The sequence below is a fragment of the Pseudomonas piscis genome, from assembly GCF_009380155.1.
GTDB lineage: Bacteria > Pseudomonadota > Gammaproteobacteria > Pseudomonadales > Pseudomonadaceae > Aquipseudomonas > Aquipseudomonas piscis.
On the sequence record NZ_WHUV01000003.1, the window covers coordinates 861,643 to 876,119 of the forward strand.

At 63.3% G+C, this 14,477-nt stretch carries 13 protein-coding genes; 7 read left to right on the forward strand and 6 right to left on the reverse strand.

The features are described 5' to 3' along the window. Positions 1-34: 34 nt before the first annotated feature. A complete protein-coding gene (locus tag GDH07_RS21020) occupies positions 35-1,429 on the reverse strand; it encodes a class II fumarate hydratase (RefSeq protein ID WP_152898767.1) in 1,395 nt (464 codons plus the stop codon). A 182-nt stretch (positions 1,430-1,611) separates the two neighbouring features. Here GDH07_RS21020 and GDH07_RS21025 point away from each other — a divergent pair, with 182 nt between their 5' ends. The 7 genes from GDH07_RS21025 (at position 1,612) to GDH07_RS21055 (ending at position 9,510) form a co-directional block, all read left to right on the forward strand. Continuing rightward, complete coding sequence (locus GDH07_RS21025; protein WP_022640136.1) at positions 1,612-2,127, forward strand: DUF2059 domain-containing protein; 516 nt, start codon at positions 1,612-1,614, stop codon at positions 2,125-2,127. Positions 2,128-2,139: 12 nt separating this feature from the next. Further along, positions 2,140-2,436: a BolA family protein gene (locus GDH07_RS21030; protein ID WP_022640135.1), complete on the forward strand. Its 297-nt coding sequence runs from the start codon at positions 2,140-2,142 to the stop codon at positions 2,434-2,436. A 183-nt stretch (positions 2,437-2,619) separates the two neighbouring features. Continuing rightward, positions 2,620-3,561 (forward strand): oxygen-dependent tRNA uridine(34) hydroxylase TrhO, encoded by a 942-nt coding sequence (gene trhO / locus GDH07_RS21035; RefSeq protein ID WP_053133227.1) that lies wholly within the window; start codon positions 2,620-2,622, stop codon positions 3,559-3,561. A 36-nt stretch (positions 3,562-3,597) separates the two neighbouring features. Further along, positions 3,598-4,200 carry a DsbA family protein gene (locus tag GDH07_RS21040; RefSeq protein WP_172681653.1) on the forward strand — a complete coding sequence of 201 codons (603 nt, stop codon included), beginning with the start codon at positions 3,598-3,600 and terminating at the stop codon, positions 4,198-4,200. Next, complete coding sequence (locus tag GDH07_RS21045; RefSeq protein ID WP_343038305.1) at positions 4,193-6,019, forward strand: ABC transporter ATP-binding protein; 1,827 nt, start codon at positions 4,193-4,195, stop codon at positions 6,017-6,019. The genes GDH07_RS21040 and GDH07_RS21045 overlap by 8 nt, the downstream gene beginning before the upstream one ends. Positions 6,020-6,220: 201 nt before the next feature. Beyond that, a complete protein-coding gene (locus GDH07_RS21050; protein ID WP_152898769.1) occupies positions 6,221-8,680 on the forward strand; it encodes an EAL domain-containing protein in 2,460 nt (819 codons plus the stop codon). Between the two features lie 77 nt (positions 8,681-8,757). After that, complete coding sequence (locus tag GDH07_RS21055; protein WP_152898903.1) at positions 8,758-9,510, forward strand: iron-containing redox enzyme family protein; 753 nt, start codon at positions 8,758-8,760, stop codon at positions 9,508-9,510. A gap of 60 nt (positions 9,511-9,570) precedes the next feature. On the opposite strand, the gene GDH07_RS21060 is transcribed toward GDH07_RS21055, so the two are convergent. From GDH07_RS21060 to GDH07_RS21080, 5 genes are all read right to left on the reverse strand, one after another. Then, positions 9,571-10,497, reverse strand: coding sequence for a GGDEF domain-containing protein (locus GDH07_RS21060; RefSeq protein WP_152898770.1), 927 nt, complete (start codon positions 10,495-10,497; stop codon positions 9,571-9,573). A 369-nt stretch (positions 10,498-10,866) separates the two neighbouring features. Further along, on the reverse strand, positions 10,867-11,607 hold the full coding sequence (locus tag GDH07_RS21065) for a YciK family oxidoreductase (protein ID WP_022640128.1): 741 nt from the start codon (positions 11,605-11,607) through the stop codon (positions 10,867-10,869). Positions 11,608-11,663: 56 nt separating this feature from the next. Further along, positions 11,664-12,335 carry an N-acetylmuramic acid 6-phosphate phosphatase MupP gene (mupP, locus tag GDH07_RS21070; protein ID WP_152898771.1) on the reverse strand — a complete coding sequence of 224 codons (672 nt, stop codon included), beginning with the start codon at positions 12,333-12,335 and terminating at the stop codon, positions 11,664-11,666. Positions 12,336-12,338: 3 nt separating this feature from the next. Next, positions 12,339-13,037, reverse strand: a complete 699-nt coding sequence (gene ubiG, locus GDH07_RS21075) for a bifunctional 2-polyprenyl-6-hydroxyphenol methylase/3-demethylubiquinol 3-O-methyltransferase UbiG (RefSeq protein WP_022640126.1) — start codon at positions 13,035-13,037, stop codon at positions 12,339-12,341. 60 nt (positions 13,038-13,097) lie between these two features. Continuing rightward, positions 13,098-14,429 carry a TRZ/ATZ family hydrolase gene (locus GDH07_RS21080; RefSeq protein WP_152898772.1) on the reverse strand — a complete coding sequence of 444 codons (1,332 nt, stop codon included), beginning with the start codon at positions 14,427-14,429 and terminating at the stop codon, positions 13,098-13,100. Between the last annotated feature and the right edge of the window lie 48 nt (positions 14,430-14,477).

The window sequence follows — 14,477 nt, forward strand, 5'->3', positions numbered from 1 at the left end:
GCGGCGGCATGAAACCCGCCGCCCGCTCTGGATGTCAGCCCTGTTTTCCGGCTTCCAGCATGTTTTCCGGGCGGACCCAGGCGTCGAACTGCGCATCGTCCAGGTAACCCAGTTCCAGCGCCGCCTCGCGCAGGGTCAGGTTCTCGGCGTAGGCCTTCTTGGCGATCTCGGCGGCCTTGTCGTAGCCGATATGCGGGTTGAGCGCTGTCACCAGCATCAGGCCGCGTTCCAGGTGGGCGGCCATTTGCACCGGATCGGGCTCCAGGCCCGTGATGCAGTGCTGGTGGAAGTTGCTGCAGCCATCGGCCAGCAGGCGGATCGATTGCAGCAGGTTGTGGATGATCACCGGCTTGAACACGTTCAACTGCAAATGGCCCTGGCTGGCGGCGAAACCGATGGCGGTATCGTTGCCCATGACCTGGCAGGCCAGCATCGACAAGGCTTCGCACTGGGTCGGGTTGACCTTGCCGGGCATGATCGAACTGCCCGGCTCGTTGGCCGGAAGCTTGACCTCCGCCAGGCCGGCCCTCGGCCCCGAGCCCAGCAGGCGCAGGTCGTTGGCGATCTTCATCAGGCACACCGCGAGGGTCTTCAGGGCCCCGGACAGGGTGGTCAGTGGCTCATGGCCGGCCAGGGCGGCGAACTTGTTGGGCGCGGTGACGAAGGGCAGACCGGAGAGGGCGGCGAGCTCGGCGGCGATGGCTTCGCCAAAACCGTGGGGCGAGTTCAGCCCGGTACCCACGGCGGTGCCGCCCTGGGCCAGTTCGCAGACCGCCGGCAGGGCACTGCGGATCGCTCGCTCGGCGTAGCTCAGCTGGGCGATGAAGGCCGAGAGTTCCTGGCCGAAGGTGATTGGCGTGGCATCCATCATGTGGGTGCGTCCGGTCTTCACCAGCTTCATGTGCCGCGCCGACAGCTCGGCCAGGCCACCGGAGAGTTCGGCGATGGCCGGCAGCAGCTGGAATTGCACGGCCTGGGCGGTGGCGATGTGCATGGCGGTGGGGAAGCAGTCGTTGGAGCTCTGGGAACGGTTGACATGATCGTTGGGGTGCACCGGCGCCTTGCCGCCGCGGGGATTGCCCGCCAGCTCGTTGGCCCGTCCGGCCAGCACTTCGTTGACGTTCATGTTGCTCTGGGTGCCGCTGCCGGTTTGCCACACCACCAGTGGGAACTGGTCGTCGTGCTCGCCGGCCAGCACTTCGTCGGCGGCCTGTTCGATCAGCCGGGCGATATCCGCGGGCAGGTCGCCGTTGCGGTTGTTGACCCGGGCCGCGGCTTTCTTGATCAGCGCCAGGGCGTGCAGGACCGACAGCGGCATGCGTTCGGTACCGATGGCGAAGTTGACCAGCGAGCGTTGGGTCTGAGCGCCCCAGTAGGCTTCCTGCGGGACTTCAACCTGGCCCAGGCTGTCAGTTTCGATTCGATTCATCGTGGCGATCCTCCTAGTCTGACTGGCCAGTTTAGGCCCTGATCCGAGGCTCGGGTTCCCTTGGAGGGATTTATCCCTGCCATTGGCCCGGGCAAAACCGGGTGGGGTTGAGGGACGCGGAGCAATAGGCGCAGAATGGGCGCCCTTGGGGTTCTACCTCGCCTGCTAGAAAAGGAAACTCGATGACCCGTCTTCGTGCCCTCTGTTCCGCGGTTGTTCTGGTCTGTGCCAGCGGCCAGGTTCTTGCCGATACCGCCAGCCACAACGCCAGTGCCGAGGCTTTCCTGACCCTGGCCCATGCGGACAAGCTCGGTACCCCGGTCTACATGCAAGTGCAGCAGATGTTCGCCCAGCGTTTCGAGCAGACCAAGGCTCCGGAATCCAAGCGTGCGCTGCTGGAAACCTACCAGGCCAAGGCCAACGCCGCCCTGGACCAGGCCATCGGCTGGAACAAGCTGAAACCGGACATGGTCAAGCTCTACACCAGCAACTTCAGTGAGTCGGAGCTCAAGGAACTGGTGGCGTTCTACCAGTCGCCACTGGGCAAGAAGGTCCTGGAGAAGATGCCCCAGCTGACCCAGCAATCGGCGCAGATGACCCAGGGCAAGCTGGAAAGCGCAGTGCCGGTGGTGAACAAGCTGCTGGCCGACATGACCGCCGAGCTCGAGCCCAAGGCCGCTCCGGCGAAGAAGAAGTAAGCGGAGCCCGCGATGATCATGCAACAACGGATCGAAACGGCGCTGGCGGGCTTGCAGCCTGCGCACCTGCAAGTGCTGGACGAAAGCCACATGCATAGCCGTGGCCAGGAAACCCACTTCAAGGCGGTGCTGGTCAGCGAGCAGTTTGCCGGCCTCAACAGCGTCAAGCGCCACCAGAAGGTCTACGCCACCCTGGGTGAGCTGATGGGCCAGTTCCATGCCCTGGCGCTGCATACCTACACGCCCCAGGAATGGGAAACGATCGGCGCGGCCCCGGCCTCGCCGACCTGCGCCGGGGGCCATTCCTAGGCGTCGCGGCGCAGGCCGGCGGCGAGCCCTGGCTGCAGATTCCCGGCTCGGCTGCTCGCTTGCGGCTCGAGACTTGGAGCTTGCCGCCGGCTTCCTGTTACAATCCGCAACGCGCCGCTTAGCCGGCGCGTTTTTTTTGCATCCGGTTCACCCTTTACGAGGGTAGCCACCTGGAGATTACCCATGACTCAACCCATAGTCGTGGCGGCACTGTACAAGTTCGTCACCCTCGAAGATTACGTCAGCCTGCGCGAGCCCCTGCTGCAGGCCATGCTCGACAACGGCATCAAGGGCACCCTGCTGATTGCCGAGGAAGGCATCAATGGCACGGTTTCCGGCAGCCGTGAAGGCATCGACGGCCTGCTGGCCTGGCTCAAGAACGACCCGCGCATGCACGACATCGATCACAAGGAGTCGTACTGCGACGAGCAGCCGTTCTACCGCACCAAGGTCAAGCTGAAGAAGGAAATCGTCACCCTGGGCGTGCCGGGCGTGGACCCGAACAAGCAAGTCGGGACCTACGTCGAGCCCCAGGACTGGAACGCCCTGATCAGCGACCCGGAGGTCCTGCTGATCGACACCCGTAACGACTACGAGGTGTCCATCGGTACCTTCGAAGGCGCCATCGATCCGAAGACCACCACCTTCCGCGAGTTCCCGGACTACATCCGGGCCAACTTCGACCCCAGCAAGCACAAGAAAGTGGCGATGTTCTGCACCGGCGGCATTCGCTGCGAGAAGGCTTCGAGCTACATGCTCAGCGAAGGTTTCGGCGAGGTGTTCCACCTCAAGGGCGGGATCCTCAAGTACCTCGAGGAAGTGCCGCAGCAAGAGAGCAAGTGGCAGGGCGACTGCTTCGTGTTCGACAACCGGGTCACCGTGCGCCACGACCTGAGCGAAGGCGACTACGATCAATGTCATGCCTGCCGGACTCCGGTGAGCGTCGAGGATCGTACCTCCGAGCACTACGTGCCGGGCATCAGTTGCCCCCATTGCTGGGACACGTTGAGCGAGAAGACTCGCCGCAGCGCCATCGACCGGCAGAAACAGATCGAGTTGGCCAAGGCTCGCAACCAGCCGCACCCGATCGGCTACAACTACAAGCAAACATCCTCCGAGGCCTGAGCCATGTCCGCCCGCCTGCTCTATGTGATGGACCCGATGTGTTCATGGTGCTGGGGCTTCGCTCCGGTGGCCGAGGCCCTGGTGGAGCAGGCACAAGCTGCCGGCGTCGAGCTGCACCTGGTGGTGGGCGGCTTGCGCACTGGCAGCGGCGCGGCCCTGGAGCCCACGACCCGGCGCTACATCCTCGAACACTGGCAGGCGGTGCACCAGGCCACCGGCCAGGCATTCAAGTTCGAGGGGGCGTTGCCCGACGGATTCGTCTATGACACCGAACCGGCTTGCCGGGCCATCGTCACTGCGCGTGGCCTGGCGCCGGATTGCGCCTGGAAGCTGTTGGGGTTGATCCAGCGGGCGTTCTATGTCGAAGGCCGGGATGTGACCCTTGCCAGCGTGTTGGTGGAACTGGCCGAGCGGGCCGGAGTGCCGCGCATCGAATTCGCCGAGGCTTTCGACCGCGCCGAGCAGCATGCGGCCACGGCGGCGGACTTCACCTGGGTCCAGGACCTGGGCATCGCCGGGTTCCCCACCATGCTGGCCGAACGCAACGGCCAACTGGCGTTGCTGACCAACGGCTACCAGCCACTCGGCGAACTCTCGCCGTTGCTGGGGCGCTGGCTGGAGCGCGCTGCCAGTGCCTGAGCCGGTCGATCCAGGCGCCAGCGGCAAGACCGTCGATCGTCTGAGCTGGGCGGAAATCCGTCGCCTGGCCCTGCAACACAAGAAATCCCTGTGGATCGCCAATGGCGTCGCTGTCCTGGCGACCCTGTGCAGTGTGCCGATTCCCTTGCTGTTGCCGTTGCTGGTGGACGAAGTGCTACTGGGGCATGGCGATGCCGCGTTGCAGGTGATGCGGCTGTTGCTGCCGGCTTCCTGGCATAGCGCCGCTGGCTATATCGGCCTGATGCTGCTGGCGACCCTGATCCTGCGTTGCGCGGCCCTGGTGTTCAACGTGGTCCAGGCCCGATTGTTCGCCGGCCTGGCCAAGGACATCGTCTATCGCATCCGCATCCGCCTGATCGAGCGACTCAAGCGCATCTCCCTGGGTGAGTATGAAAGCCTGGGTGGCGGCACGGTTAGCAGCCACCTGGTGACCGACCTGGACACCGTGGACAAGTTCGTCGGCGAGACCCTGAGTCGTTTCCTGGTAGCCATGCTGACCCTGGTGGGCACCGCCGGGATCCTGATGTGGATGCACTGGAAACTGGCATTGCTGATCCTGCTGTTCAACCCGTTGGTGATCTTCGCCACGGTGCAACTGGGCAAGCGGGTCAAGCACCTGAAGAAGCTGGAGAACGACAGCACCTCGCGCTTCACCCAGGCCCTGACCGAGACGCTGGAAGCGATCCAGGAAGTCCGTGCCGGCAATCGCCAGGGCTACTTCCTCGGGCGCTTGGGGCGGCGTGCCGAAGAGGTGCGGGATTATGCGGTGGCCTCGCAGTGGAAAAGCGACGCTTCGGGGCGGGCCAGCGGGCTGTTGTTCCAGTTCGGCATCGATATCTTCCGCGCCGTGGCGATGCTCACCGTGCTGTTTTCCGACCTGTCCATCGGCCAGATGCTCGCGGTGTTCAGCTACCTGTGGTTCATGATCGGGCCGGTGGAGCAATTGCTGAACCTGCAATACGCCTATTACGCCGCGGGCGGGGCGCTGACCCGGATCAACGAGCTATTGGCGCGCGCCGACGAGCCGCAATATGCCGGTGGCGTGGACCCGTTCCAGGGGCGCGAGACCGTGGGCATCGAGGTGCGCGGGCTGAGCTTCGGTTATGGCGACGAGCGCGTGCTGGACAACATGAACCTGTCCATCGCCCCGGGGGAGAAGGTAGCGATCGTCGGCGCCAGCGGCGGCGGCAAGAGTACCCTGGTGCAACTGTTGCTTGGCCTGTACACGCCGCAGGCCGGCAGTATCCGCTTCGGCGGCTCGACCCAGGAGGAGATCGGCCTGGCGACCGTGCGCGAGAACGTGGCCGTGGTGCTGCAGCATCCAGCGCTGTTCAATGACACCGTACGGGCCAACCTGACCATGGGCCGTGAGCGCAGCGACAATGCCTGCTGGCAGGCGCTGGAGATCGCCCAGCTGGATGTCACGGTGAGGAGCCTGCCCCAGGGCTTGGACACCGTGGTCGGACGTTCCGGGGTACGACTGTCAGGGGGGCAGCGCCAGCGCCTGGCGATTGCGCGGATGGTCCTGGCCGAACCCAAGGTGGTGATCCTCGACGAGGCCACCTCCGCCCTGGATGCGGCCACCGAATACAACCTGCACCAGGCGCTGACGCGCTTTTTGCGGGGCCGGACTACGCTGATCATTGCCCATCGCCTGTCGGCGGTGAAGCAGGCGGACCGGGTATTGGTGTTCGATGGCGGACAGATCGCCGAAGATGGCGACCATCAGCAGCTGATTGCCGATGGCGGCCTCTATGCCAAGCTTTATGGGCATTTGCAGCAAGTTCGAGCGCCTTGAGTTTTATCCGGCTTTCTGTGCTTAGTGCTTGAATTTCCAGATGTATTGATCGCTTCAGCAGGCTTGGCTCGGGACCTTTTGCAAAGGGCCCGAGCCAACGGCCGTTCGCCCGGTCTCGAAACGGGGGAAATTAGCCTAATCTGTGCTGTCTGAGGCGGGACTACTGGGTGTTCATTTGGCAGTGCTGAAGCAAGGACCCTCATGAAGCAAAAGCGGACTTTCGCAACGCCACGGTTGTTGGGCATTGTCTGGCCTTTCATTGCAGTGGTGGTATTCCAGGCACTCCTGGGTGGCCTCAGCCTGTATGTGCTATCGGCGGTGCGTGGCTACGTCGCCGGCGAAAGCCTGTGGTCCAAGGGCCAGAAAGACGCTATCTATTACCTCAGCCTGTATGCCGACAGCCGCGACGAAGGCACCTTCCTCAAATACCAGAACGCGATCGCCGTGCCTCAGGGCGGGCATGAGCTGCGGGTGGCGCTCGATAGCCAGCCTCCAGACCTGGAAGCAGCGCGCCTGGGGATCCTCAAGGGCGGCAACCACCCGGACGACGTGGCCAGCCTGATCTGGCTGTACCTCAACTTCCGGCACTTCAGCTACCTGGAAAAAGCCATCGACCGCTGGACCGTGGGCGACAGCTACCTGTTGCAACTGGACCAGGTGGCGCGGGAAATGCACCAGCACATCAGTAGCAACAATGCCAGCGAGGCCGATGTCCAGCGCTGGAAGAGCGAAATCTTCGCTATCAACGACGGGGTCACCCCCGCGGCCAAGGCGTTCAGCGATGCCCTTGGAGAGGGCTCGCGGGTGATCCTGCGGTTGCTGCTGGTGACCAACCTGGCCACGGCGTTGTTCCTGATCGGCCTGGCTTTGCTGCGCACCCACAAGCTGCTGGCCCAGCGCCATGCCTTCGCCACCGCTCTGCAGTTGGAGAAAGAGCGGGCGCAGATCACCTTGCAGTCCATCGGCGATGGGGTAATCACCACTGATGTCGAGGGTGCCATCGCCTACATGAACCCGGCGGCGGAGGAACTGACTCGCTGGAAGGCTGCGCAGGCCGTGGGTTTGCCCCTGGCGGCACTGTTCAATCTGCTGGATGAAAACGCCCAGGCCGATGGTTTCACGCTGATCGAGCATATTCTCAGCGGCCAGCTCAGTGGTGGCAGCGAGCATTCCAAGCTGATCCAGCGCCTGGACGGCAGCACGGTGTCGGTGACGCTGGTGGGGGCACCGATTCGCAATTCCGGGAAGGTCAGCGGTGCGGTGCTAGTGCTGCACGACATGACCCAGGAGCGGCAGTACATCGCCAACCTGTCCTGGCAGGCGACCCACGATGCCCTGACTGGCCTGGCCAACCGCCGCGAGTTCGAGTTCCGCCTGGAACAGGCCCTGTACGGCCTGGCCCGGCAACCGGCGCGGCATGCCCTGATGTTCCTGGACCTGGACCAGTTCAAGTTGGTCAACGACACCTGCGGCCATGCCGCCGGCGACGAATTGCTGCGGCATATCTGCGCCTTGCTGCAGTCGGGCCTGCGCGAGGGCGATACCCTGGCCCGGCTGGGTGGGGACGAGTTCGGCATCCTCCTGGAGAATTGCTCGCCGGAGGCTGCGGAGAAAATCGCCGAAGGCTTGCGCCAGACCGTGCAGAACCTGCATTTCGTCTGGAAGGGCCGGCCGTTCGTGACCACCGTGAGTATCGGCCTGGTACATATCGCCCAGACCCCGACCACCCTGGAGGCCTCCCTGCGGGCGGCGGACATGGCCTGCTACATGGCCAAGGAAAAGGGTCGCAATCGAGTGCAGGTCTACCATGCCGATGACTCGGAGCTGTCCCTGCGTTTTGGCGAGATGGCCTGGGTCCAGCGCCTGCACATGGCGCTGGAGGAAAACCGCTTCTGCCTGTACTCCCAGGAAATCACCGCGCTGGGCCACATGGAGGGAGATGGTGGCCATCTGGAGATCCTCCTGCGGCTGCACGATGAGGCCGGGCGCATGATCCTGCCGGACAGTTTCATCCCGGCAGCCGAGCGCTATGGCCTGATGACGTCCCTGGATCGCTGGGTAGTACAGAACGTATTCAAGATCGTTGCCCAGTGTATCGAAGAGGGTCGGGAAGGGCCGATGGCCATGTGCGCGATCAATTTGTCGGGGATCACCATCGGCGACGACGAGTTCCTCGACTTCCTGCGCGAGCAGTTCGCCATCTACCGGGTGCCACCGGAGCTGATCTGTTTTGAAATTACCGAAACCAGCGCCATCGCCAATCTGGGCAGCGCGATTCGTTTTATAAACGAACTCAAGGGCTTAGGTTGTCATTTTTCCCTGGACGACTTTTGTGCGGGAATGTCGTCGTTCGCTTATCTCAAACATTTGCCTGTAGACTTCCTGAAGATCGATGGAAGTTTCGTAAAGGATATGCTGGACGACCCGATTAACCGCGCCATGGTCGAGGTGATCAACCATATCGGGCATGTCATGGGTAAGCGCACGATTGCCGAATTCGTCGAAACGCCGCAGATCGAACAGGCCCTGCTCGAGATCGGCGTGGATTATGCTCAAGGCTACAACATCGAGCGTCCGCAATTGTTCACCTGTGACAGCCTGCAGTGTCGACCCGTGCGGCCACGGCCCGTATTGCTCAAGGCGCCCGGCACGTTCCGCTGAAACCTTCTTTGGATCCGTACATCACAATCAAAAGGAGCCCGACAGTGATCGACACATTCAGCCGAACCGGCCCGCTCATGGAAGCTGCCAGTTACCCCGCCTGGACCCAGCAATTGATCCAGGACTGCAGCGAGAGCAAGCGCCGCGTCGTAGAGCATGAGCTGTACCAGCGCATGCGAGACAACAAGCTCAGCCCGAAAGTCATGCGCCAATACCTGATCGGTGGGTGGCCGGTGGTCGAGCAGTTCGCCCTGTACATGGCGCAGAACCTGACCAAGACCCGTTTTGCCCGCCATCCCGGGGAAGACATGGCGCGCCGCTGGTTGATGCGCAACATTCGCGTCGAGCTCAACCATGCCGACTACTGGGTGCACTGGAGCCGGGCCCATGGGGTGACCCTTGAAGACCTGCAGGCCCAGCAGGTGCCACCGGAGCTGCATGCCCTGAGCCACTGGTGCTGGCACACCAGCTCGGCGGATTCGCTGATCGTGGCGATCGCCGCCACCAACTACGCCATCGAAGGGGCGACCGGCGAGTGGTCGGCCCTGGTCTGCTCCAACGGCATCTATGCGGCGTCTTTTCCCGAGGAAGATCGCAAGCGCGCCATGAAGTGGCTGAAGATGCACGCGCAGTATGACGATGCCCATCCTTGGGAAGCGCTTGAGATCATCGTCACCCTGGCTGGGCTGAACCCGAGCAAGGCGCTGCAGGCCGAACTGCGTCAGGCGATCTGCAAGAGCTATGACTATATGTACCTGTTCCTGGAACGCTGCATGCAGCTGGAAAAGAGCACGGTGACTCGCGAGCGCCTGGCGCTGGCCGAGGGCTGAGTCAGCAGTTGGCAGGACAGATCGCCACAAGCGGCTAGCGCTTGTGGCGATATTTGACGCCTAGCCTGCCATGGCCAGGCGATTGCGGCCCTCGCGCTTGGCGACGTAAAGCGCGCTATCGGCGCGGCGCAGCAGGCTTTCAGCGGATTCCCCGGGCAGCAGCGTGGCGCAGCCCAGGCTGACGGTCAGTTCGATCAGCTTGCCATCGGCACGATGCTCCTGGGCCTGGGCAGCATTACGCAGGCGTTCCCCGACCATGGCCGCAGCCTCGCGACCGGTGTTGGAAAGCAGGATCAGGAATTCTTCCCCGCCGAAACGAAACACCATGTCCACATTGCGCAATTGCCCCTTGATGGAGGCGGCAACGCTTTTGAGCACCTCATCGCCAGTGCTGTGGCCATGGCTATCGTTGACGCGCTTGAAGTGGTCGATGTCCAGCATCAGCAGCGATAGCGGCAGCAGGTGGCGTCGAGCCATCTCGATTTCCCGCGACAGGGTCTGGTCCATGGCGATGCGATTGCCGGTGTCGGTCAACGGGTCGCGCAGGGCGCTGCGGGTGGCGGCGCGGTACAGCAAGGCGTTGCGCATCGGGTAGAGCAGGGTGGAGAGCAAGGATTCCAGGTGGCCTTGTTCGCTATCGCTGAAGCGCTGGTTGCGACGAAAGACCAGTTCGCCCATGGGCTCGCCTTCATGGCTGAGGCTGTAGCTGATGGAGTGATGGCCGCGCTGGCCGAACTCCAGGCGCAGGTCGCTGGGGGTGTATGCGTAGTGCAGGGCATCGAGGGGAACCAGGCGCTGCACTTCGCGAAAGAACAGGCCCAGGATGCGTTGTGGTTCCAGGCTGGTCTGCAGTTGCAGGCCCAGTTGCTGGCGCAACTGCGCGAGGCTCACAGGCTGCTTGAGCAGTGGCGACTGTTGGGTAAAGCCCAGGCGTTGCAATTTGGCGCTGTCAAAGTCAATTGCGTTGTTCTGGGTGGGAATCTTCATCTGAGCTTGCGCCCCCTGAGCACTGTGTAAAGTCTTACTGGCCTGGGTGAGAGCGGCTCGGAGCTGCGCGTCGTACTGTTCCTTCAGTCCCGTAGGACAATCGCGCACATTTTATGCCGCTTCATCTTGGGCTTCCACGCCCCGATAAAAGCCATGTTCCACGGTGCCAAGGCACGGTGTGTTGAGTGTTCTTAGAGCGAAACTCGTGCCATTCGGTTCAGATTGAGAAAAATCCATTCAATTCAATGGCTTGGAAACATGCGAAAAATTGCCATCATCCGGTGCGACGGTTGTTTGGCTTGAAGTCCGTGCCGGATGAGGCTTGTCGAGGAGTCGCGACGGTATTCCGTCGCGACGAACGGCGGGGGGTTACTGCGCGTCGAATGCCTGGCCGTTGATGCCGGCGCTGTCCGGGCCCATGAGATAGAGGTAGACCGGCATGATTTCTTCGGGCTGGGGGTTCTTGCTGGGGTTTTCGCCCGGGTAGGCCAGGGCGCGCATGCTGGTGCGGGTGGCGCCGGGGTTGATGCTGTTGGCGCGTACCGGGGCGACGGTGTCCAGTTCGTCGGCGAGGGTTTGCATCAGGCCTTCGGTGGCGAACTTGGATACCCCGTAGGCGCCCCAGTAGGCGCGGCCCTTGCGGCCGACACTGCTGGAGGTGAAGACCACCGAAGCGTCCTGGGACAGCTTGAGCAGCGGCAGCAGGGTGCTGGTCAGCATGAAGGTAGCGTTGACGTTGACCTGCATGACCCGCATGAAGTTCTCCCCCGACAGCTGTTCCAGCGGTGTGCGCGGGCCAATGATCGAGGCGTTGTGCAGCAGGCCGTCGAGACGACCGAATTCGGCTTCGATCATGGCCGCCAACTCGTCGTACTGGTGCGGCAACGCGGTTTCCAGGTTGAACGGGATCACTACGGGCTGCGGGTGCCCGGCGGCCTCGATGGCGTCGTAGACTTCGGTCAGGTTGGCCTCGGTCTTGCCCAGCAGGAGCACGGTGGCACCGTGGGCGGCGTAGGTCTTGGCGGCGGCGGCGCCGATGCCACGACCGGCGCCGGTGACCAGGATGATCCGGTCCTTGAGCAGTTCGGGGCGGGCGGAGTAATCAAACATAAAAAGCCTCAGCGGAAATGGGAACCTGCCCGGGAGTCAGTCGGGCAGGGCGCTGCTCAGCAGCTGCACAATGCGTTATCCAGGACCTGGCGCAGTTCCAGCGGGTGGCTGACCACCACGTCTGCGCCCCAGTGCCGGGGATTGTCGTCCGGGTGGATGTAGCCGTAGGTCACGGCTGCGGTCTTGGTGCCGGCATCGCGGCCGGATTCGATATCGCGCAGGTCGTCGCCGATGAACAGCACGGTGGACGGGTCCAGGTCGAGCATCTTGCAGGCCAGGATCAGTGGTTCGGGATCCGGTTTGCTGTTCTTCACGTGATCGGGGCAGATCAGCAGGGCCGAGCGCCCGGCCAGTCCCAGTTGCTCCATGATCGGCGCAGCGAAGCGCACGGGCTTGTTGGTCACCACGCCCCAGGGCAGGTTCGCTCGCTCGATGTCGGCCAGCAGCTGTTCCATGCCGTCGAACAACCGGCTATGCACTGCGCAATGCTCGAGGTAGCGCTCGAGGAACTCCTGGCGCAACTCTTCGAATCCCGGGGATTCTGGGTCCATGGAAAAGGTCACGGCCACCATGGCCCGGGCACCGCCCGAGATTTCGTCACGGATGTGCTGGTCGGGGATGGGCGGCAGGCCGCGATCACGGCGCATGCCCTGGCAGACCGCGATGAAGTCCGGCGCGGTATCGAGCAAGGTGCCATCCATATCGAAAAGAACGGCTCTTATGGCCATGTTTCACTCCTCTCGCAGGGTCTGGATCATGTAGTTGACGTCCACATCGGCTGCCAGCTTGTAGTGCTTGGTCAGCGGGTTGTAGGTCAGGCCGATGATGTCCTTGACGGTCAGGCCGGCGGCGCGGCTCCAGGCGCCGAGTTCCGATGGGCGGATGAATTTCTTGAAGTCATGGGTGCCGCGTGGCAGCAGCTTCATGATGTATTCCGCACCGACGATGGCGAACAGGTAGGCCTTGGGGTTGCGGTTGATGGTGGAGAAGAACACCTGGCCACCGGGCTTGACCATGCGGAAGCAGGCGCGGATCACCGACGAAGGATCGGGAACGTGCTCGAGCATCTCCAGGCAGGTGACCACGTCGAACTGCTCGGGCATTTCCTCGGCCAGGGCCTCGGCAGTGATCTGCCGGTATTCGACGTTCACCCCGGATTCCAGCTGGTGCAGCTGGGCGACCGCCAGTGGGGCCTCGCCCATGTCGATCCCGGTGACGGTAGCGCCACGCTGGGCCATGGCTTCGCTGAGGATGCCGCCGCCGCAACCGACGTCCAGGACCTTCTTGCCGGCCAGGCCGACCCGTTCGTCGATCCAGTTGACCCGCAGCGGATTGATATCGTGCAGGGGCTTGAACTCGCTTTCGCGGTCCCACCAGCGGTGGGCCAGGGCTTCGAACTTGGCGATTTCAGCGTGGTCGACGTTGCTCATGGGTAGTGCTCCAAAACTTGAGGAATTCGGTAGGGCCTCGCGCTTGCGCGAGGCCCGGGTTTATTGGACGTGCCCGCTGATGCGCCGGGCCCAGTCGCGGGCGGTTTCGCCGAGTTGGCGCTCGTCCATGCGGCTTAGCCGCTTGTTGTCCAGTAGCTGCTTGCCGGCCACCCAGAGGTGCGTCACGCAGTCGCGGCCGGTGGCGTAGATCAGTTGCGACACCGGGTCGTAAATCGGTTGCTGGGCCAGCCCGGACAGGTCGAATGCCACCAGGTCCGCAGCCTTGCCGAGCTCCAGGGAGCCCACTTCATCGTCCAGGCCCATGGCTCTGGCGCCGTTGAGGGTGGCCATGCGCAGGGCGCGATGGGCATCCAGTGCCGTTGCCGAGCCCGCCACGGCCTTGGCCAGCAAGGCTGCGGTGCGGGTTTCGCCGAGCAGATCCAGGTCGTTGTTGCTGGCCGCGCCGTCGGTGCCCACCGCGACATTCACCCCGGCCTGCCACAGGCGCTCCACCGGGCAGAAGCCGCTGGCCAGTTTAAGGTTGGACTCCGGGCAATGAACCACGCTGGTGTTGGTTTCTACCAGCAAAGCCAGGTCTTCATCGCTGATTTGGGTCATATGAACGGCCTGGAAGCGTGGTCCCAGCAAGCCTAGCCGGGAGAGGCGGGCCAGCGGTCGCTCGCCATGCCGCTCCAGGGACTGCTGGACCTCGAACGCGGTCTCGTGCACGTGCATGTGGATCGAGGCGTCGAGTTCCTCGGCGATCATGCGGACCTTCTCCAGGTTCTCGTCGCCTACGGTGTAGGGAGCATGGGGGCCGAAGGTGATGCGGATACGCGGGTGATGCTTGAGATCGCTGAACAGTTCCACGCCCTGGCGAATGGCTTCGGCCGCGTCGTGGGCACCGGGAATCGGGAAGTCCAGTACCGGGATGGCGATCTGGGCGCGAATGCCGCTGTTATGGACCCGTTCGCTGGCGACCTTGGGGAAGAAATACATGTCGGAGAAGCAGGTGATGCCGCCTTTTATCTGCTCGGCGATGGCCAGGTCCGTGCCGTCGTGGACGAAGGCTTCATCCACCCACTTGGCTTCGGCGGGCCAGATGTGGTTCTCCAGCCAGGTCATCAGTGGCAGGTCATCGGCCAGGCCGCGGAACAGGGTCATGGCCGCATGCCCGTGGGCGTTGATCAGGCCCGGGCTGAGCAGCATGCCGGGCAGTTCGCGGACCTCGCCAGCCTGGCGTCTCAGGGCTTCGCTGCGTGGCCCGATGAAGGCGATGCGACCGTCGCGGATGCCCAGGCCGTGGTCCTTGAGGACGACGCCGGCTGGCTCCACGGGCACCAACCAGGTGGGCAGCAGCAGGAGGTCGAGCGCAGGTTCACGGTTCGGCATCGAGTATCGGTCCAGGGCTTCAAAGACAAAGGATGGCGAAGTATACCC